At 34.2% G+C, this 21,815-nt stretch carries 20 protein-coding genes; 5 read left to right on the top strand and 15 right to left on the bottom strand.

Annotated features, from left to right (window positions below):
• The coding region (locus A8143_RS13900) for a hypothetical protein (RefSeq protein WP_217494813.1) at nt 1–385 on the top strand (385 nt) is incomplete at its 5' end.
• A gap of 35 nt (nt 386–420) precedes the next feature.
• Here the strand turns inward: A8143_RS13900 and A8143_RS13905 are convergent.
• The 9 genes from A8143_RS13905 to A8143_RS13940 all read right to left on the bottom strand — a co-directional run bounded on the left by A8143_RS13905 (nt 421) and on the right by A8143_RS13940 (nt 12,192).
• Nucleotides 421–780 carry a heavy-metal-associated domain-containing protein gene (locus A8143_RS13905; RefSeq protein ID WP_066759386.1) on the bottom strand — a complete coding sequence of 120 codons (360 nt, stop codon included), beginning with the start codon at nt 778–780 and terminating at the stop codon, nt 421–423.
• 19 nt (nt 781–799) lie between these two features.
• Nucleotides 800–2,521 (bottom strand): efflux RND transporter periplasmic adaptor subunit, encoded by a 1,722-nt coding sequence (locus A8143_RS13910; protein WP_066759388.1) that lies wholly within the window; start codon nt 2,519–2,521, stop codon nt 800–802.
• Between the two features lie 100 nt (nt 2,522–2,621).
• Nucleotides 2,622–5,099, bottom strand: a complete 2,478-nt coding sequence (locus A8143_RS13915; protein ID WP_066759389.1) for a heavy metal translocating P-type ATPase — start codon at nt 5,097–5,099, stop codon at nt 2,622–2,624.
• 18 nt (nt 5,100–5,117) lie between these two features.
• A complete protein-coding gene (locus A8143_RS13920; RefSeq protein ID WP_175437549.1) occupies nt 5,118–6,359 on the bottom strand; it encodes a TolC family protein in 1,242 nt (413 codons plus the stop codon).
• On the bottom strand, nt 6,343–10,053 hold the full coding sequence (locus A8143_RS13925) for an efflux RND transporter permease subunit (protein WP_066759420.1): 3,711 nt from the start codon (nt 10,051–10,053) through the stop codon (nt 6,343–6,345). The genes A8143_RS13920 and A8143_RS13925 overlap by 17 nt, the downstream gene beginning before the upstream one ends.
• A 72-nt stretch (nt 10,054–10,125) precedes the next feature.
• Nucleotides 10,126–10,608: an HYC_CC_PP family protein gene (locus tag A8143_RS13930; protein WP_066759392.1), complete on the bottom strand. Its 483-nt coding sequence runs from the start codon at nt 10,606–10,608 to the stop codon at nt 10,126–10,128.
• A gap of 328 nt (nt 10,609–10,936) precedes the next feature.
• Nucleotides 10,937–11,170 carry a GDCCVxC domain-containing (seleno)protein gene (locus tag A8143_RS16710; RefSeq protein ID WP_245676515.1) on the bottom strand — a complete coding sequence of 78 codons (234 nt, stop codon included), beginning with the start codon at nt 11,168–11,170 and terminating at the stop codon, nt 10,937–10,939.
• 18 nt (nt 11,171–11,188) lie between these two features.
• The gene (gene merTP / locus A8143_RS13935; RefSeq protein WP_066759393.1) at nt 11,189–11,818 is read right to left on the bottom strand and encodes a mercuric transport protein MerTP; all 630 of its coding nucleotides are present in this window, start codon (nt 11,816–11,818) and stop codon (nt 11,189–11,191) included.
• A gap of 5 nt (nt 11,819–11,823) precedes the next feature.
• Complete coding sequence (locus A8143_RS13940) at nt 11,824–12,192, bottom strand: ArsR/SmtB family transcription factor (RefSeq protein ID WP_066759395.1); 369 nt, start codon at nt 12,190–12,192, stop codon at nt 11,824–11,826.
• 130 nt (nt 12,193–12,322) lie between these two features.
• Between A8143_RS13940 and A8143_RS13945 the strand changes: the two genes are divergently transcribed.
• The 3 genes from A8143_RS13945 to A8143_RS13955 are packed head-to-tail and all read left to right on the top strand — an operon-like array spanning nt 12,323 to nt 15,810.
• A complete protein-coding gene (locus A8143_RS13945) occupies nt 12,323–12,772 on the top strand; it encodes a Fur family transcriptional regulator (protein ID WP_245676516.1) in 450 nt (149 codons plus the stop codon).
• 60 nt (nt 12,773–12,832) lie between these two features.
• The gene (locus A8143_RS13950) at nt 12,833–15,019 is read left to right on the top strand and encodes a TonB-dependent receptor (RefSeq protein WP_066759399.1); all 2,187 of its coding nucleotides are present in this window, start codon (nt 12,833–12,835) and stop codon (nt 15,017–15,019) included.
• Nucleotides 15,019–15,810 (top strand): cation transporter, encoded by a 792-nt coding sequence (locus A8143_RS13955; protein ID WP_066759401.1) that lies wholly within the window; start codon nt 15,019–15,021, stop codon nt 15,808–15,810. The genes A8143_RS13950 and A8143_RS13955 overlap by 1 nt, the downstream gene beginning before the upstream one ends.
• 434 nt (nt 15,811–16,244) lie before the next feature.
• Here A8143_RS13955 and A8143_RS13965 read toward each other — a convergent pair whose 3' ends face one another.
• From A8143_RS13965 to A8143_RS13990, 6 genes are all read right to left on the bottom strand, one after another.
• The gene (locus A8143_RS13965) at nt 16,245–16,763 is read right to left on the bottom strand and encodes a DUF3124 domain-containing protein (protein WP_066759407.1); all 519 of its coding nucleotides are present in this window, start codon (nt 16,761–16,763) and stop codon (nt 16,245–16,247) included.
• Nucleotides 16,764–16,778: 15 nt separating this feature from the next.
• Entirely contained in the window at nt 16,779–18,104 is a 1,326-nt protein-coding gene (locus tag A8143_RS13970; protein WP_066759409.1) for a TrkH family potassium uptake protein, read from the bottom strand.
• A gap of 3 nt (nt 18,105–18,107) precedes the next feature.
• Complete coding sequence (locus A8143_RS13975; RefSeq protein WP_066759411.1) at nt 18,108–19,190, bottom strand: porin; 1,083 nt, start codon at nt 19,188–19,190, stop codon at nt 18,108–18,110.
• Nucleotides 19,191–19,196: 6 nt separating this feature from the next.
• The gene (locus tag A8143_RS13980) at nt 19,197–19,424 is read right to left on the bottom strand and encodes a hypothetical protein (protein WP_066759413.1); all 228 of its coding nucleotides are present in this window, start codon (nt 19,422–19,424) and stop codon (nt 19,197–19,199) included.
• An 87-nt stretch (nt 19,425–19,511) separates the two neighbouring features.
• On the bottom strand, nt 19,512–20,192 hold the full coding sequence (locus tag A8143_RS13985) for a response regulator (RefSeq protein WP_066759415.1): 681 nt from the start codon (nt 20,190–20,192) through the stop codon (nt 19,512–19,514).
• Nucleotides 20,185–21,249 carry an ATP-binding protein gene (locus tag A8143_RS13990; protein WP_217494814.1) on the bottom strand — a complete coding sequence of 355 codons (1,065 nt, stop codon included), beginning with the start codon at nt 21,247–21,249 and terminating at the stop codon, nt 20,185–20,187. Before A8143_RS13990 ends, A8143_RS13985 begins: the two co-directional genes overlap by 8 nt.
• Nucleotides 21,250–21,421: 172 nt before the next feature.
• On the opposite strand from A8143_RS13990, the gene A8143_RS17140 reads away from it, so the two are divergent.
• Nucleotides 21,422–21,815 (top strand): hypothetical protein (locus tag A8143_RS17140; RefSeq protein ID WP_217494815.1); only part of this gene is annotated, 394 nt, incomplete at its 3' end.

Raw genomic sequence — 21,815 nt, forward strand, 5'->3', positions numbered from 1 at the left:
CAAAAAAGTATCTAATGAATTAACAGCTGCAATGGCTTTAATAGAAGCTAAACAACCTACAAAAGCCGCATTTTCTCTTGCTACAATTGTAGAAAATTTATTAGAGGAAAAATATTCCCAAAATGGAGAGTTTAAAGAATTAGTAAAATCAAAGAATAAAGGGAAAAAGAGAAATCCCGTTTTCAATGATTATTTAGAATACGCCAAAAATCAAAAACTTATTGGTACAGATGAATTTCATTTTGCAAAAGGTCTCAAGGAAATTAGAAATCAAGAAGGACATGAACTGGATGTGAAAAAGCAGGATAGTTGGCTTGCTACAGCTTTTTTTACGGGAATTGGTTTGATAATGAAATTAGGAGAGGGAATAAACTTGAAGACATAAAAAACCCTTTGCTGTTTAACAAAGGGTTTTATAAATTACGGTCTATCATATTGACAACAGCCGGGTAACGAATTATAAACTTCATCCTCGGCTCTATGGGATTCTGTATCGTAACCAACTCCAGCAATTTTCTTCTTAATCTTATCTTCATTCATTATTGATGGATCGTAAGTAACAGAAATCATTTTAGTTCCTTTGTCCCAATCTGCTTCTCCTATTCCTTCTTGACCATTCAATGACCCTTCGATAGTTTTTTCACACATTCCGCAGTTACCGTAAACTTTAAATTCAGTTTTAGAAAGTTCCCCGTTGGTATCTTGGGCATTTCCGCAACTAGTAAATAGTGAAACCCCAACAATAGCAGGGGTAATCATTTTTAAAATTGACTTTTTCATTTTGTTTTATTTTATGTTTTTACTTTATTTCATTTTTAATTTCTCCACAATTCAACATACTGGATCCGAAGTATGGATTCAAAACTTTGTTAGATTCACTCAACCAATATGCCCCATTATCATCAGCCATCGGACAATACTGTTCGTACGACACATTGCTTACTCCAAAAGCCTTGACACTATTAATCATAGCGTTTGACATAGATATAAATTGATTTCTTTGTTCATTAATATCATTTGAATTGGCGATTTTTTCTCCACTTAATTGAATATTGTTTTTTTGCGTCATCCAATACATATGAGCATCACCCTTTAACAATTTCATTTCTACTTTTTCTAATGATTTTAATAGGTTTTTAGCTTCTGAATTGGCTAAATCTGCTTTATCATTTACAAAAGCATCTTTTAAATTGTAATAAGTGGAAAGTAATTCGTTTAATTGAACTTTAAATTTTTCATCAGTTTGATCTACATAATCTGGAATTTCGGATGATGTGGAGTTATCGTTTGGGTTCACCAAATTCTGATTCATCATACTAGATTGATTATTCAATTGAGCGGAAGCATCAATTACAAAAGCACCATTTGTAACAACTTCATCGCCTGATTCTAAACCAGAAATCACTTTGTAAGAATCTCCAATAGCTTCACCGATTTCAATATTTCTATATTCAAAAGAAGGAACTGTCTGATTGGGCAGTTTTAAGTACACAACAGATCTCTTACCTGTCCATAATACTGCTGATTTAGGTACAAGTAAGGTTGCTTTTTGATTTGGTGAGCCTTTAACCCATCCATTTATAAACATGTCTGGCTTTAATTTTGAATTGTTATTTTGAATATTTGCCCGAACAGAAATCGTTCTTGTTGAAGGATTGATCAGGGGATCAATAAAATTAACTTTTGCTGTGAACTTTTCATCTGGGTAACTAGTTGTAGTAAATTCTACGGGATCACCAATTTTTACATTTGCTAGATCTGTTTCATAAACATCAAACACCGCCCAAACTTTAGAAAGACTCTGTAAATCAAATAATACCTCACCTTCCTTTAGATAATCACCTACGGATACTTTCTTCGTCTTTATAACTCCAGAGAATTGAGCATAGATGCTAAATGTTTCAATAATTGATTCGCTTTTTAGAATTGATTCAATTTGATTATCATTTAATTTCCAATTTTTAAGCTTGTTATAGGCTGCATTATATAAACTTGGATTACTGGATTTAACTTTGTTTGCTTCTATCAATTCTTTTTGGCCAGAAATCAGTTGAGGCGAATAAATTTCAGCTACCTTTTGCCCTTTAGCTACTGATTGTCCAGTATAGGATACATAGAGCTTTTCTATTCTTCCCGAAACATGAGTAACAACACTTGAAGAGGCAGTTTCATCAGGTTTGATTTTCCCAGATAATGCAATCCCATTTTCTGAATTCCCCGTTTCTCCAATTTTCGTAGTTTGAATATTCGCAATTTTAACGGCTTCATCAGACATGGAAAATACTAAAGGGTTTTCGTTAGAATTCTCCTCTAATGGAATTAAATCCATTCCACAAATAGGACAGTCTCCAGGTTCAGGTTGCCGTATTTGAGGGTGCATAGAACACGTCCAAATTTGTTCCTCACTTTCACTATGCTTATGTTCAGTTTCAGTCTCATTATTCGAAGAGTTGCTAAAAATTAGCCACCCTAAAAGCAGACCTGCTAACAAGAAGCTTGTATATATTAAATACTTTTTCATCTGGTAACAATTTATATTTTATCTGTCAGATGGAATTCGCCAATTAAACTTTCCGTTTCAAAAGAGAGAACAATCTTTTCATGGCTCATTTCATCTCAATTTATTTTATGTTTTGAGTTCTTAATCTAAGTGCATTTGCAATCACTGACACAGAGCTAAAGCTCATTGCAAGTGCAGCAATCATTGGAGAAAGTAACGTTCCAAAAACTGGATACAATAAGCCTGCTGCAATTGGAATTCCCAGAGTATTGTAGGCTAGAGCAAAAAATAAGTTTTGCTTGATATTTCGCATTACTTTATGACTAAGGTTTCGTGCCTTTACAATACCATGTAGGTCTCCTTTTACTAGTGTTATCTCTGAGCTTTCAATAGCAACATCCGTTCCTGTTCCCATTGCAATACCAACATTGGCTAGTGCTAAAGCAGGAGCATCATTTATGCCATCACCTGCCATAGCAACTATCTTCCCATTTCCTTGTAATTCTTTTACCTTATTAAGCTTATCCTCAGGAAGACAATCTGCAACATAATTATCAAGTTTTAATTCTTCTGCTACTGCTTTTGCTGTATGTTGGTTGTCTCCTGTCATCATAATAACTTCAACACCCATACTGTGCAATTGGTGAATCGCTTTTTTACTGGTTGATTTTATCGCATCTGAAATAACCACAAAACCAACAACCTCATTTTCAACAGCAATATAAGGAACGGTTTTACCTTTTGATTTTACCTTTTGCGATTCATCTTTAAGCTCAGATGAAAGAGTAATGTTATTATCTATCATCAATTTATCATTACCTACTAAAACCCTTTTTCCTTCAATCTTAGCTTCAACCCCCTTGCCAGTAATTGAATTAAAAGCTTCAATCTCTTTCAGTTTTAGTTCCTTGTTTTTAGCAAACTTCACCGTAGCTTCTGCTAAAGGGTGTTCACTTTGATTATTCACAGAAGCTACTAGTACCGTTAATTCGTCCGCACTGAAGTTTGCGTATGATTTTACTTCTTCAACTGATGGTTTACCCTCTGTAACTGTTCCTGTTTTATCTATAATTAACACATCAATCTTGTTCATTTTTTCCAATGATTCAGCATTTTTAATAAGAACACCTTCTTGCGCTCCCTTTCCAACGCCAACCATTACAGACATAGGTGTAGCCAAACCTAATGCACATGGACAAGCAATTATTAAAACGGCTATGGCATTAACAAAAGCAAATACTAATTGAGGAGATGGACCAAAAATATACCAAGCAATAAATGTTAAAACAGAAACTAATATCACTGCTGGAACGAAGTAGCTTGAAATTTTATCCGCTAGCTTTTGTATAGGAGCTCTACTTCTGCTTGCATCATTAACCATGTGGATAATCTGAGAAAGTAATGTATCTGAACCAATTTTTTCGGCTTTCATTACAAAGGATTGATTTCCATTAATAGTTCCTGATGTTACAGTATCTCCTTTTGATTTGTCAACAGGAATTGGCTCTCCCGTTATCATTGACTCATCAATAGAGCTTTCCCCATCTTCAATTTTACCATCCACAGGAATTTTGTCTCCCGGTTTAACCCTTAATAAATCACCAACTTTAATATCGTCTATGGAAATTTCCTGTTCTTCCCCATTAACAATTTTAATCGCTTTGTTAGGAGCTAATTTTAATAACTCTTTTACCGCATTATTTGTCTTGCTATGAGCTTTTGCCTCTAATAGTTGTCCTAGTAAGACAAGCGTTAAGATTACAGTTGCAGCCTCAAAATACACATGAACGGTTCCTGATTCTGTTTTAAAATCTTCTGGGAAGATTGATGGAAATAATATTGCTCCCAAACTAAATAGCCAAGCTGCACCTGCTCCTATACCAATTAAGGTAAACATATTCAGATTCATTGTTCGAATAGAACTATATGCTCGTCTAAAAAACATCCAAGTAGCATAGAATACCACAGGTATAGATAAGATTAACTGAACCCAATTCCAATCCTTCATAGCTAGCAAGTCATATAAAGGATTATTTGGAATCATCTCTGACATGGCAATGATAAAAATGGGCAATGTAAAGGCTACTGCAATCCAAAACTTTTTAAGCAATCTCTTGTACTGTTTTTCTTCAGCACTTTCATCAGCTTCCATTGGAACGAGATCCATTCCACATTTTGGGCATGATCCCATTTCGTCTTTAACTACTTCTGGGTGCATTGGACAAGTATATTTTTGCGAACTTGTTTTGAGCTTAGCTTCAGGGACTAAATCCATTCCACACACAGGACAATCCCTAGGTTCGTCATACGTCTTATTACCTTCGCAATGCATAGGACAATAATACTTAGCTCCTTTTATGGGGTCAGGTTTACTTTTTTGTACAACCTTTTCATCCATTGTATGAATCATATAGTTTGATCCTTCAAAAAGCTTCTTTAACTCTTCAAAGTTGACATGCTTATCAAATTCTATGTCAGCTTTACCTGATTCTAAGTCTATTTTTACTTCTTTTATTGACTCATGTGATTTGAGTGTTTTCTCGACATGACTCTTACAACCACCGCAGGTCATTCCCGATATTTTATATGTATGTTTCATTATTTTATTTATTAGTGATTAATAATTAGTTAATCGTTCAATTTTAGCTTTTGAAATAGCCATGTTTAATTCACTGAAATCTGATTTCAGTTTAAGATTTATTAATTCATTTTGAGTAGATAATAACTCTTCAATCTTTTTACCATCTGCACTATAACTACCCAATAGAATCTCATACGCACTGGAAATTTTTTCTATCTGTGATTTTGCAAGGTCAAAGTTCAATTTAGCATTGTCATATTCAGCCTTATAAGAAATAATATTGCTTATCATTTGGTCTGTTAGGTTCTCTTTTCGAAAGTTAATTGACTCCTGATATAACTGCTCTTCTTTAACTGAACTGGTATAACTTTTTCGGTAAATTGGAATACTGACCATAACCTTAGGAACTAAAATATCTCTCCCATTATTTAGTGGATCTGCATCCGTTCTTTGATTTACTAAACTGTAGTCAACCCCAATTCCAATTGTAGGTAGATTATTTTTCTGATCTTCAATAATTCTACTTTCAGAAGCAGCAATTTGATAATTCAATTTATTTAGTAGTGGATGATGATTCTCTATTTTAATCCGATAACTTTCTAAATCATAAGAAATCAAATCGGAATCAAGACTATCTTTTATTATCACCTCCTGATCTAATGGTTGATTAGTGATATTATTTATTTGACTATATAAACCCGTCTTCTCATTTTCAATTTGCTTCATTAAATTAGTGTATTCTTCAACTTTTGTTTGAATTCGTAAAACGTCTGCTAATGTTGCTTGACCTGATTCAACTTTAGCTAAGGCAATAGACTCGATTGTTTTATAATTCGAGATAGCCTCTTCATAGAGGTGTTCTTTTTGAGATAAAAATTGAATTTTAAAATATGCTACCTTAATTTGATAGAACAAATCAAGCTTAATAGCTGATAGTTCTTCATATTTTACTTTAGACATTTGTAGAACAACCTCTTTTTTTGCGTCAAAAGTTCCAAACCACGGAAACATTTGTGTTGCACTCACCATCATTACTTGAGGTCCCAACCGAGTTTCAGGACGAAGAATTGGCACTCCAACCCCAATTTGAGGATTAGGCAATTGACTCACTTGGTCTTGTTTCAGTAAAATTGATTGAAACTCTGAATTAACTGCCTTTAACTCTGAATTATTTTCAACTGCCAATTGAAATAAAGAATCCAGAGTTTGAGCATTTACTCCAAATTGAAATAACAAAGTGAGGGTAAATGTGAGTATGATTTTATATGTATTCTTCATAATTCTCATTGTTTATTTTTTTTTTTCGATTTCCACCCCATTTATATGCTCCTGCCTTCCAAGTGTAATAAAGTACAGGTACAGTGAACATGGTTATCATATTTAACACCATCCCCCCAAAAGAAGGTATTGCCATTGGCAACATAATGTCAGATCCTTTTCCAGTAGATGTGAGAACAGGGAGTAATGCCAGTATTGTTGTGGCTGTCGTCATCATTGCAGGTTTAACTCTTCTTAGCCCGCCTTCAACGACCGCATTTTCAATCTCACCTAGGTTTTTTGGTTTATTGTCCTTAAAGCTATCCTTCAGGAATGTTGCGACTAAAACTCCATCATCTGTAGCAATACCGAATAGAGCAAGAAAACCTACCCAAACTGCTACGCTCAAATTAATCGTATCCATCTGGAAAAGTTCACGCATATTCGCTCCAAAAAAATCAAAGTCCATGAACCATCCTTGCCCATAGAGCCAAATCATAATAAATCCACCAGAGAAGGCAACAAAAACACCTGAAAAGACAAATAATGAGGTGATAACCGATTTAAATTGAAAATAAAGGATTAAAAAGATCAAAATGAGAGCTATTGGTATAACAATTCCCAAACGATTATTTGCCCTTAATTGCTGCTCATAATTTCCTGCAAATTGGTAAGTAATTCCATTTGGTACTTTCAAAATCCCAGACTCAATCTTGTCATTAAGGTAATTCTGAGCTTTATTCACCAATTCAACTTCAGAATACCCATCTTCTTTATCGAACAGTACATAACCGACTAAAAATCCATCTTCACTTTTTATTGATTGTGGACCTTGTTCATATTCAATTTCAACTAAATCTCCTAGTGGAATTTGTGTCCCATTAGAACTAGTCACATAAATGTTTTTTATTTTTTCAGGATCATTTCTAAGTTCCAAGGGGTATCTTACACGAATTCCATATCTTTCTCTACCTTCCACTGTAGATGTCATAACCATACCACCGATAGCTGCCTGAATTTGATTCTGAACTTCCTGAATACTTAACCCATGTTTACTAATTACATCTCTGTTTATGTTAAGCATTAGGTAAGGTTTACCCACAATTCTTTCTGCAAAAACTGCTGACGCTTTAACTCCATCAACTTCCTTTAAAAACATTTCCAGCTTCAATCCGAACTCTTCAATTGTTTTTAAATCATTACCCTTGACTTTAATTCCCATTGGAGCTCGCATTCCCGTTTGGAGCATTACTAATCTCGTCTCAATTGGTTGTAGTTTTGGAGCAGAGGTTATACCGGGTAATTTAGTAGCTTTTACAATTTCTTCCCAGATATCGTCTGGAGATTGAGTATGGTCTCTCCATTGTCTGAAATACTGACCATTTTTATCAGGAATTAATTCATCCTTTTCGTCATATACGTAATTCCCATTTTCATCAACCTTAAATCGAATTTTATGACCATTCTCATCCAACTTATATTCAGATTTATATGAAATGATATTTTCGTACATGGACATTGGAGCAGGATCAAGGGAACTTTCAACTCTTCCTGCTTTACCAACCACCATTTCAACTTCAGGAATAGAGTTTACAGACATATCGAGCAACCTCAAATTAGCCTCATTCATCTCCATTCCTGCGTGAGGCATAGATGTTGGCATTAACAAGAAAGACCCTTCGTTTAGGGATGGCATAAATTCTTGCCCCGTATTTTTGAAGATGGAATACCCTGCGAATAAAAGGAGAATTAGTAACCCAATGAATACCGCACGAATCTTAATAAGGAATCGTAATATTTTCTCATAGTAATGTATGATTACATAAAAAGATCCTATTAAGACGCCAATCACAATTACTACGAAGAAAAAGTTTTGTAATTCGCTTTTCGAGACACCGAGAGGCATCCATATTTTGGCTAGTAACCACGCTACTAAAATCGCATAGGTGATATTTTTCACATACTCAAAACGAAGATTCCATAATTCTGACTTTTCAACTTTAGCGTATGTTGTAATTATTCCACCCAATCCTATGATAACTCCAAAAAATCCAATGAAAGAATAATCAGTAAAAAGCAGTACAATTGATAAAATAACCAAGCCACCATTTGTGAAATACTGTGAGATTTTTCCTTTACTTTTAAAACTGAACAATTTGGTAGCAAGTGCAGGCAAAACGGTAATCGCCAAGATGATAGATGCTAGTAAAGCGAATGACTTTGTAAATGCCAAAGGACGGAAAAGCTTGCCCTCAGCTGCTTCCATAGTGAAAACAGGTAAAAAACTAACAATTGTTGTTGCTACAGCTGTAATAACAGCTGATGCTACATCAGTTGTAGCCAAGTAAACGGTTTTCTGAATAGACTGTTCAGGTGGTGCTACTTTCATTTGAGCAATCATACTCTCCGTTAAAACAATACCCATATCTACCATTGTACCAACCGCAATGGCTATACCTGAGAGTGCAACTATATTTGCATCAATTCCTGTATATCGCATAGCTATAAAGCACATTAACACAGCCACTGGTAGTGATGCAGAAATCAGTAAGGATGACTTTAGATTTAAAAGCATCAAAATCACTACAATAATTGTAATAAGTACTTCTAGTGTTAATGCTTCCTCCAGAGTACCAATCGTTTCATTAATTAATTGTGTTCTATCATAAAAAGGTACTATAGTTACTTTTGAGACTGTTCCATCATCTAGCGTTTTTGAGGGTAAACCATTTTCTATTTCAAGAATTTTGGTTTTGACGTTATTTATTACTTCCAAAGGATTTGCGCCATATCTAGCTACTACCACACCACCAACAGCAGGTGCTCCAGACTTGTCAAGAATCCCTCTTCTTGTTTTCGGTCCAAGATGCACAACTGCGACATCCTTAATTCTTATAGGTACGTTTTCAGAGACCTTAACAACAGCCTGTTCAATATCGCTCAATGATTTTACATACCCCAGTCCACGCACAAAATACTCCGCCATATTTATCTCAAGGGTCTGTGCCCCAATATCCAAGTTGCTTTCCTTTGCAGCTTTCATAACTTGAGCAAGACTCACATCATAAGCTTTCATCTTATCTGGATCGACATCAATTTGATACTCTTGGACAAAGCCTCCGATTGAAGCAACTTCCGAAACACCACCTGACGATTGCAGGGCATTTTTCACATAGAAATCTTGGATGCTTCTTAGCTCATGTAAATCCCAACCCCCTGTGGGTTGTCCATTATTATCCCGTCCTTCTAACGTGTACCAATAAATTTGACCCAGTGCTGTTGCATCAGGACCCAAAGAAGGCTGTACCCCATCAGGTAACAAATTGGCTGGAAGGGAATTAAGTTTTTCTAGTATTCTACTTCGACTCCAGTAGAATTCAATATCCTCTTCAAATATTAAATAAATACTTGAAAATCCGAACATTGAATTACTACGGACACTTTTAACTCCTGGAATCCCTAATAGAGCAGAAGTTAATGGATAAGTAATTTGATCTTCTACATCTTGTGGAGATCGCCCCATCCATTGAGTGAAAACTATTTGCTGATTTTCACCTATATCAGGAATTGCGTCCACAGAAACGGGATCTCTGGGTAACCAATCAGAATCGAAATTAAAAGGAGCTGTAACTAAACCCCAAATGACAAATAAACCTAGTAATATCCATGCTACTAATTTATTGTCAAGGAAAAATTTTATGATATTATTTAACATGACTTTATTTTTTTTGACAAACACAAAAAGCCCAAGCATCTATAAGATGCTGAGCGTTATCAAAAAATAAAATCAAATCCTAAAGACTTGAAACAGAACCTGAACGTCCTGATCCAAAGGAGGGGGGTGATAATAATGGAAGTAATCTAATTCACTTTTGAAATCAGAGAAAGTGAATTGAGTATTAAAACTATGAGAAGTAAAAACTAAAGTATGATTTAAGTTCAAAGTGAACTGATCTCCTTCGTAAGAATCAGAAACATCAATACTAAAAGTTTCATTATGACAGCAATTGCCTTTTACCTCAGAGCTATGATTACATTTCTTAGTTTCTTGAATTTTAGTACTCTCTTCAGACTGACAACAGGCGTGCTTTGTCGACTTTTTCTCTATTTTTTCTTCAGACATTTCGCATTTTTCAGCTTGTCCGAAAAAACTGAAGCTTTTAATTTCCCCTCCACAAAAGTGAACGTCCATAGACAAGCCAAAAGAAGAGCTTAGCATTAAAACCGCAAGAAGTGCAGCTGATATTCTATGTCCGAATCTAATTTTCATTTTACACCTATAGTGTAACGCAAAGTTACAAGAAATATTTTGTGCTTACAATTATTAATAAATCCCACTCTTAATAAACCTCAAAATATGCTCGTAATCCTGCATTACGTGGGAGCTTGAAATTAACTCTTCAAATTCTTTGGAAAAGTTCGACCCAAGCCCTATGTTTGACCCGGTAATTGCGAAAAGCCTTGAATTCATTGGTGATTCAAGGCTTTTTTTGTTTTTGAATATTTTTCTAAAAAATGAAGACAAATAGCTAGAAGTACTTATATCATTGGGTTGCAGAGACTTTTAGAAGTTCGAACCCCAAGTGGTTAATGCTACTTTAACAACCACAATTATCTCCACATGAACCATTTTCTTGTATAGGTGGACACGCTACAGATCCATATGAACAATAAACACAACAGTCACCTTCTAATGGTTTGAGAAGTTGTTTGCAATTTTCACATTCATAAAACCACGAACATGCGTCGGTGGGCATTGTTTCAGTTTTTTTGTGTCCACAGTTTGGGCATGTTATGGTTGATTCTAATGTTATTTCTTTATTTTTCATCATCAATCTTTATATTTTTTCCTAATGCTCCTGGTTGATTTTTTGATCTGTAACCTTATAACCAGTTTCTTTTTCAATTGCATCTACCAATTCTTCCATTGTGACTTTTGACTTATCGAATTTAACTGTCGCAATTCCCGTTTCATAAGATGACGAAGCTTCGATTACACCCTCAGTACTTGTAAGGGCATGATTGACACTGTGTTCACATCCTGTACATGTCATTCCTTCCACAGTTAAACTGGCTTCTGAAATATCGCTTTCCTGAACAATTATTGTAGTTGTAGAGCTATTATCAGGAAAAAATATTCCTGAATAATAAGGGAACGCCAGCATTAATACAGCAAACACCGTTACGATACCCAAAAACTTTTTGGACTGCCAAAAGGAAGGTTTTTCATCTTCTTCGCAATCACAATCAGCTTCATTTACTTTTCTAGGTTTTAACTTTTGATACCATGCAAATCCTAAAACCAAAATTGTAGCTCCTATAAAATATGGTCTTGCAGGTTCTAACCAAGAGAAGGTTGAAGTAGCTCCACTTACTCCTGCGATCAGCGCAAGTACAGGGGTAATACAGCATAATGATGCAGCTAGAGCGGTTATAACTCCTGTTATGATTAATTTATTTGATGTTTTTTTAGTTTCCATTGGTCTTATTTAATTAGTACAGCCTCATTTGTAGAAATATTTCCCAACAATGAGATTATGACTTGAGCTGCATCATTATTTAGAGAATAGAATATTGTTTGCCCTTTTTTTTCACTTCTGATTATATCGACATCCTTTAATTTTCGAAGATGCTGAGAAATAGCTGGTACTGTCATTTCCAGTACATCACTCAAATCGCAGGGGCACATTGCTTTTTCCGTGTTTAATAGATATAATATCTTTAACCGAACTTCATTACCAGCTAAATTCAATGCTTTCGATAATTTCTGAATGGCAGTTTGAACCTCTTCAATATTAGCTTTGCATTGTCTTAACTGATCAATATCTGCATACTCTCTAATACAACTTTCCATAATTGTGACATTTAATGTATTTAAGACACTGCTTAAATATATATTACAAATCTACAAAGCTTTAATTATTTAAGCAAATACTTAAATACAATATGAATTATTTCGACTATTTAGGCCTAAATAGAAGTTTTTGTTAACTAACTTTGTTGCACATGGTATTGAAATGAAATCACAATTAATTGAAGAAAAATTATTATTAAAGAAAGTTAAACCAACCGCAATGAGGTTGTTGGTAATGGAGTATTTTGTTAACGAATCTACGGCTACTTCACTTAGACAATTAGAAAGTCATTTTGACCATTCTGATATGTCTACTCTTTATAGAACCCTTAAAACATTCGTAGAGCATAATATTTTGCATACAATAGATGATGGTTCAGGTACAATAAAGTATGCCAAATGCATTGATGGTTGTATTTGTGAACCACAAGATCTTCATTATCATTTTCACTGCCTAGCTTGCAAAAAAACTATTTGTTTAACCGAACAAAGTATTCCATCGGTTCAATTACCTGAAAATTATTCAATGTCCGATGCGAATATGGTAGTAAAAGGGATATGTGCTGAATGTAATAAATGATAATTGCAAACCACTTGCAGTACGTATCAACTAACTTTGCCGTAATAATATCAATTTGTTATGACAAGAATATATTTGCTGATAAGCACTTTCTTTTTACTGAATGTTGCATTCGGACAAACCAACTCCCTAAGAGCAACCATTTTAGATAAGGAAAACCATGAATCAATTGTTGGAGTAACTGTTTATTTTCAAATATTAGAAAAGGGCGCAGTTTCTGATATTGATGGTAAGATTGAAGTAAAGGACATTCCTGATGGGAATCATGAACTTAGAATTTCATTTGTCGGGTATGAACAAATAGACACCACATTACAATTTCCACTTGAAAGAAACGATCTGATTTTTTATCTGGAGGAAAGTGATTATGAATTGGAAGCTGTTACTGTTACGGCTGGCAGAAGTACAAGGACAATTGAAAATATTCCGACCAGAATTGAATTTATCGGTGGTGAGGAACTAGGAGAAAAAGCAGTTATGAACGCTGCTAATATTTCGATGGTTCTTAGAGAGAGTACAGGAATACAGATGCAACAAACCTCTATCAATAGTGGTAATACGAGCATAAGGATACAAGGACTGGATGGAAGATATACTCAATTATTAAAAGATGGATTTCCATTATATGGCGGTTTTTCAGGAGGATTAAGTGTTATGCAAATCCCTCCGCTCGACCTAAAACAATTTGGGATTATAAAAGGAAGCTCATCTACTTTATATGGAGGTGGGGCAATTGCTGGGCTTGTTAATATGGTATCTAAAACACCAGAAGATGAACCATCATTGGATATAATGCTTACTCAAACTCATGCCTTGGGTAGTACTGCAAATGTATTCTATAGTAAAAAACATGAAAAAATTGGTTATACCATCTATGCTTCTGGACATTATCAAAATCCTTATGATCCAGATGGTGATGGCTTTAGTAACTTAGCTTTGACCAATACAATTTCACTAAACCCAAAATTGTTTTATTATCCATCTGAGAAAACCACATTTTGGTTTGGTGTTAATGGAACTTACGACATAAGAAAAGGCGGAGACATGGTTGTCCTTGAAGATGGAGCAAGTATTGAAAATCAGTATTTTGAACAAAATGAATCTAAGAGAGCTAACACACAAGCTGTTTACGAGACGAAGTTTTCTGATGAAAAAAAACTAACCATTAAAAATAGTATATCATACTTTGAACGTAGACAACAAATTCCAAATTTTACTTTCAACGGAAATCAAATCAATTCATTTTCTGAGCTTAATTACCAAACGAAAAATGATAAATCAGAATGGGTATTCGGCACAAACTTATATACTAATTCGTTTGATGAATTAGCTGATAGTCTTGAACGTGACCAAAAAGACATAACAACTGGAATTTTTCTAAATAACATATTTGATTTATCCGAGAAATTGGCAATGGAATCTGGAGTTCGTTTAGATTATTCAGAAGATTGGGGTATTTTTCCATTACCTAAACTTTCTATTTTATGGAAAGTATCAAATAAATTTTCGAGTCGATTAGGCGGGGGATTTGGATATAAAATACCTGATTTATTTACGGAAGAAGCTGAACTTATACATTATCAAAATATATTACCACTCAATAAAAGCGGTTTAGTTGCAGAGAAGTCCCTAGGAGGAAATATTGATTTCAACTTTAAAACAAGCATCGGTGAAGAGTTATTCTTTTCAATTAACCAATTATTTTATCTCACATCAATAAGTAATGGATTATTACTTAGCAATGCGCCTAATGGTTACTTACAATACGAAAATGCAGATGACGTGATCATGAGTAAGGGAGCTGAAACAAATATTAAATTCACCTTCAAAGATTTTAGGTGGATATTAAATTATGCATATATCAATGCAACATTGAATTATTTGCCCGATAATCCTCAGAAGCCATTAACCGCAAAACATAATGTGGGTACAGTTTTAATGTATGAGAGTGAGAAATGGAGAATCGGTTATGAAACATATTACACAGGAAAACAAAATTTAAGTGACGGTACAGAAACGCAAGATTATTTTACAATGGGATTAATGCTCATGAGAAATTATAAATGGGGAAGTGTTTTTACGAATTTTGAGAATTTTACGGATAGACGACAGAGTAAATATAGTCCTGTAGTTTTACCTCCAATAAATAATCCAATTTTTCCAGAAATTTATGCTCCAACCGATGGTATAATAATAAGTGCAGGAATATTGATAAAACCATTTGGCAATGAAGACGATGATGACTAATGCATAAATCAACATTTACAATATTGAAAATGGACTGTCCTTCTGAGGAGCAGTTGATTAGGATGAAACTAAGTGGGGTTAATAGTATCAAAAAACTCGATTTTGATATTACCAATCGTACTTTAACAGTGTTTCATTTAGGAGACTTAAAAGAGATTGAAAATTTATTAAGTCAACTAAATTTGAGTAGCCAACTTGAAAGCACGGAAAAAGATGAAGCTGTTGAACTTGATGATTCTTTAAACCAAAAAAGGATACTTTGGAGTGTACTAGGAATTAATTTTCTTTTTTTTTCAATAGAAATGACCACTGGATTATTTTCTAAATCTATGGGGTTGGTGGCTGATAGTCTGGATATGTTGGCAGATTCGTTTGTCTATGGATTAAGCTTGCTTGCTGTAACTGGTTCTACTACTAGGAAAAAGAAAACTGCCAAGGCAGCAGGTTATTTTCAATTATTTCTTGCTGTAATTGGTATAGTTGAAGTCTTAAGACGATTTGTAGGAGATGAGATTATGCCCAATTTTAAAACAATGATTGTTGTTTCAATTTTTGCATTAATTGCAAATGTACTTTGTCTATATCTTCTTCAGCGAGATAAAAGTAAGGAAGTACATATGCAGGCAAGTAAAATTTTCACTTCAAATGATGTTATTATTAATACTGGTGTAATTCTAGCAGGGGTTTTGGTAAACACATTCAATTCTGGTTATCCTGATTTAATTATTGGTGTTTTAGTATTTATAGTTGTTTTAAGAGGTTCCTTTAGAATATTAAACCTCGCCAAGTAAAATTTGCTCACTCCAAAACACCACCTTTTATCACTCTCAAAATTATCTCGTAATCTTCCATTAAATGGTCGTTTTCAAAGTTCGAACCAAGCCCCGTCTTCCACCCAAAGTAAAACCTCTCAGATTTTCTGGGAGGTTTTTTTGTTTTACGAAAGCGTTGAAAACCCTTTTCATAAGCGATACGGAAATCAAAAAAACAATGCTTTACGAGGAACGAGTAAAGGTTTTACTTTGATGGTCAAACAGAAGATAATGGGTCCTGCATTGCTAGACCCATCTTCCACCCGATAAAAGTAAAAAGCCTTGAATTCATTGGTAATTCAAGGCTTTTTTATTACTTCTTATTTCTTCTTTCAAATATTATTCTTCCGATCAAATCACCTGTAAATAAAGGTTTTGTGTAGGCTTGAAAAGTTCGAATCCCGTTTTGTTTGTTAATGTTCGCTAATTGATACTCCTTTAGTCTTGAATGAAATACCTTGCTGCCCACTAGTAGAAATCATCACAGCTTCTATAATTGGCTTTGCTTTAACAGACGGAGAAGACCAATTTATAATGAAGTTAGCTCCAGTACCTCCAGTTTCATCATTTTTTTCAATCACATATTCAATAGACTGTAATGGTTCTAGTAGGATTGGTTTATTTAAAAATTCTTTTACGAGTTTTCCAGAGGAATTAAAATAGTTGACATCAGAAATGTAAATGTTATGTCTTTGACTCGTATTTCTTAGACTCAGAGTGGCAGTTAAGTTAAATTTTATGTCTCGAGATTCAGTATAGATATCTGAATATATAGCAACATAGGTTGTGTCCCACATTCTTTGATTGTTTGGAATGTATTCGATTTCTTTAGCCTCAAATTTGTCACTTCCGCTTTTGTCATTGTTAACATTTGATTCCATGCATGACACAAATAATGTGGATAGAAACATTATGATTAATATTTTCTTCATTTTTTCTCTTTTTTATTATACGGCTAGGTCGTCTTCAATTAAATCTTGATCTTCTTGAATTTTCCTTGAAAGCAATGCGAATCCAAATGTTAAGACTCCGACTCTACCAATAAACATGATCAAAGTAATTATTATTTTTCCTAATTCAGATAAGTCTCCAGTAATGCCTGTGCTTAAGCCAACCGTTCCAAGGGCAGAAGCAACTTCAAACAAGATTTTATCCAATGAATGCGGTTCAATAAAACAAAGTAAGAATGTCATAAAGAATACTAAACTTGTGTATAGAATGAACGTTGAAGTTGCAACATAAAGTCTCTCAAAGGGTATCTTTCGTTTCATAAAATGAATTTTCTTTTTTCCTGTAAGCCTGCTCCAAAGAATACTAATCATGGCAATTAGCGTAGTGATTTTCATACCCCCCGCAGTTCCTGACGGAGATGCACCTAGATACATGAGAAAAATGAGTAGCATTATTATTGGTTTTGAAAGTGCACCCATGTCAATTGTATTAAATCCGACAGTGGTCATAGCAGTCATAGTCTGAAAGAACGAGGTTAGTAAAGATCTTTCTCCATTCAAATGAGTTGCAGGCTCAGAAAAATAAATGATTATCGTTCCTACTGAAAGCAGAATAATAAAACTGTAAAAGATCATCTTCGTGGTAAAAGTTATTTTCTTTGACTTTCCAGTAATTCTATTCCATAGATCTGTACTTACAATAAATCCAAGTGATCCTGAGATAGCAAGAACTGAAATCGTAACATTTACCAACGCATTATCTTTAAACATCATAAAGCTATCGTTATTTAACGAGAAGCCTGCAGTACAAAAGGCTGAAACACTATGAAAAACAGAACTCCAAATAGAACTCATAGTTTCCATGCCTTCTTGTTTAAAAGCGATAAAAAAAACGATAGCACCTAGAACTTCCATCACTATTGTAAAAATGATGACTGACTTTAGAAAATCTCTAATATTTATCGTCTTTGGCATTGTGAATTCTGCCCCAATAATTTTACTATGCCATTTTGATATTGTTCTTGTGGTTTTCAAGAGAAAGTAAGTTGTCAAGGTCATGTACCCAATTCCACCTATTTGAAAAAGGCACATCACAACAAATTGTCCAGCAAAATTATAGCTATCAAAAACACTTATGGTGACAAGTCCAGTTGTTGATAAGGCAGAAGTCGAAATGAATAAGCTATCTAAAAGTGGCACATCCACTTTTTGCATGAAAGGAAGTGCAAGCAGTACAAAACCAATTAAAACGTACACTAAAAATCCAAGTAGAATATTCAGTTGTGGCGTAGTAGAGTTGAGTATTTTTTTTATGAATGACATGATTTAAAATTTGATTGATAAGGATGATGTAATAAAAGGATTATGTTGAGTTAATTGATTTTCTCTGGATAAATAAATCGATCTTCGATCTGTTAGATTTCTTGCTTCAATTCTGAAAAGTAGCTCCTCTGATATCGAATAATCTAAATTCAGGGAGTATCCCAGAGTGGCAAAGCCTTGATTATCTATTGTTGATATAATGACTTCATCACGATCTTCGTAAAATTCTAGCCGAGTTGATAAGGAGAGTTTGTTCGTTAATGAAAATCTTGTTAGCAAAGTGGGTGTGTACCAAACGCTATAGGTGTTACTGTTTACCTCAGTTTGCTCTAAACCGATATCAAAACCAAGAATTAAATCTACTTTTTTGGATAGATTCAATTCAGTATGGAAATCATGGAAATAACGCATTCTTCTTGTGCTATCTGGAAATTCAGAACCTATAAAAGAACTGCTATTGAATAGTAAACGGTCATTTGGTGTACAAGTCAATTGATGTCCAAGACTAATGAGTTGATTTCCTTGTAATCGCTGTATGCGTTGCCAGCCATTAGCAAGCGTTACTCCAAAAAACCATTTTTTATTTTTTGAGGTGGTTTCATATTTCAGTCCTGCCAGATAATAAGGTGAGTTTTCCGCTGAAATACTTCTTGTTAAATTGTAACAATTCGCACCAATTGAACTTTCAAAGCCTATATGAGAAGGGAACACTCCTAAGGTTATCCAATCGCGTCTATTCTTGAACGGCTTTACACTAAGGTTGGCTTCATTAATCTTGCGATAAATCATTGGTTCATGTGCTAAATTTGATTTTGCATATGTTCCAGTCATAAAAGCTAGGTTTGACTTTACACGATTTTTCTTATAAATAGCCTTTATCATTCCAATATTCAAGTTAAACTCATTGTGCCTGTTATAAGAATAAAAAAAGTTTGGTCTATCATGATCTGAAGGGTTGGAAAAATCATAGGAGTAGTAGGCTTCAATATACCCCTCGATTTTGAGATTTTTTACGCTGTCTAATTGACCTATTGCTGCTAAATGAATCAATCCAATCAACAACAAAAAAACATAATTTGTTGTCATTGGGTTTTATTTTTTTACTGATGAAATATCCTTGAAGTAGATGGAAACTTCTTTAGAATTGTCATTCATAAGAACAATCTTGGCTTGAGAAGGGTCTTTAAAATCCTTTTGTCCAACTAATCCTCCAGAATAGGTTTTCCCATCTAGGGTAACTATTGTTATTCGCCAATTGTTGTCGATAATAATGGAATAGACCTCTTTTTTTAGTTTATCGATTTTTTCTTTCAAACTCATCTTGTTGTTTTTGATACAACAAAGTAAGTTCAGAATTCATCAGTAAAAAGTAAAGATGTTGACGCGGATATAAAGATTATATAAAGATTAATGAAATCGATAACCTACACCATTGACTGTTATAATATGTTTTGGTTGATGTGGGTTGGATTCAATTTTCTTCCTGATTTGACCTACAAACACCCGTAAATATTGGGTTTCAGTTTGGTACCCTACTCCCCAAATTTCCTTTAAAATATATTTATGTGTTAGCACGCGCCCTTCATTTTTAGCAAATAAGGATATGAGATTATACTCAGTTGAAGTAAGTTTCAAAACCTTATCATTTAAAGTGACAAACATTTTGGCTAAGTCAATAACTAATTCATCAAAAACCATTTTGGTTTCTTTATTTACTAAATTTTCACTTCTTCTTATTGCCGCTCTTATTCTGGCCAATAACTCTCCTGACCTGAATGGTTTTGACAAATAATCTGTCGCTCCGTTATCCAAAGCTCTTACTATATCAGTTTCATTATCCTGCACTGATAATATTATGATAGGCTTTGAATACCATTCTCTGAGTTTCTTTAAAATTTCATGTCCACTTTCATCTGGCAATCCGATATCGAGGAGAATTAGATGAGGAGGGTGATTAGCTGCTTGAAGCAAACCAGATTTTCCGTTATCAGCAGTTTTAACTGAATAATCATTACTTTCAAGATTGATCTTAAGTAGCTTCTGAATCTGAGGCTCATCATCTATAATTAGAATTTCTACTTTATTCATGATCAATTATTTTATTTAAGGTTGATGACTTTGCAGGTATATCAATTGTAAATACCGCACCCCCACCTTTTACGTTCTGAATTTTTACTTCTCCATTTAATGCCTCTACAAAGCCTTTTACGATTGACAATCCCAAACCAGTTCCGCCTGCTTTTGCGTTTGGTAGGCGATAAAATTTTTCGAAGACTTTTTCTAATTCCGTTACAGGGAAACCAGAACCTTCATCCTCAATTTCTATAGTGAAACCCTCCTGATTGGGATTTAACCGAATGTAGATTGAAGTATTTGTTGGAGTGTAAAGGGTAGCATTTTTTACAATATTATAAATGATTTGCTCTATCAATCCATAATCAACATAATAGAGTGGCAACATTTCATTTGACTCAAATTGTATCTTATGTGTCTTAATAGCAGAAAAATGATCAATCGCAGAAAACACAATTTCGTTTAAGTCAGTCCAATCGGATTTCGTTTTTATGAACCCAGATTCTAATCGACTCATATTTAATAAATTCTCAACTTGTCCATTCAGCCTTATTGATGCTGTTTCAATTTCAGTGAGAAGCTCGTCAACACTTTCTGAATCCAGTTTATCCTTGTTTTCCTGTATCGTATCTATCGAACCGATTATCGCTGCAATTGGTGTTCGGAGTTCATGTGATAAAGAACTTATGATAGTATCATAAAGTTTTAAAGTCTTTTCTCTCTCCACCCTGTCCCGTACTTTTTTCTCATACTGTTTAATTTTGAAAGTAAGAACAGTATTGATCAAAGCAACAAAAAAATACATTAGAAAAAGTAATATATCCTCCGTTGTTCCTATTGAAAAATTGAATATTGGGGGGATAAAAAAGAAATTCCAAACGATCGCACTTAAAACCGAAGAAACTAAAACAGGAAGAATATCATATATCATTGCCAATATTGATAATTCCAGCAATAAAATGAGAGCTACAACACGATAGCCAATATACGGGCTAGCGTAGAATCCAATTAAAGCCGTAATAAGAATTAAGGAAATACTGAGTATGTACTGTATTTTAATAGAATTTTTCAAACTCCCATTTTAGTGATATAAAGGTATTCCATTTAAAGCGTTTTTAAAATTATCCCATTGAAAATGTACAATTGATTTCAAAGTTTATGGAAATTCCCTCCTTTAATCAATCTCAAAATATGCTCGTAATCCTGCATTATATGGGAGCTTGAAATCAGCCCTTCAAATTCCTTTGAAAAGTTCGACCCAAGCCCTTTGTTTGACCCAAAGTAAAACCTCTCAGATTTTCTGGGAGGTTTTTTTGTTTTACGAAAGCGTTGAAAACCCTTTTCATAAGCGATACGGAAATCAAAAAAACATTGCTTTACGAGGAACGAGTAAAGGTTTTACTTTGATGGTCAAACAGAAGATAATGGGTCCTGCATTGCTAGACCCATCTTCCACCCAAAGTAAAATGGCTCAGATTTTCTGGGCCATTTTTTTGTTTTACGAAAGCGTTGAAAACCCTTTTCATAAGCGATGCGGAAATCAAAAAAACATTGCTTTACGAGGAACGAGTAAAGGTTTTACTTTGATGGTCAAACAGAAGATAAAGGGTCCTGCATTGCTAGACCCATCTTCCACCC

The sequence above is a fragment of the Crocinitomix algicola genome (assembly GCF_001661595.2).
In the GTDB taxonomy this organism is placed as follows: Bacteria; Bacteroidota; Bacteroidia; order Flavobacteriales_D; family Crocinitomicaceae; genus Crocinitomix; species Crocinitomix algicola.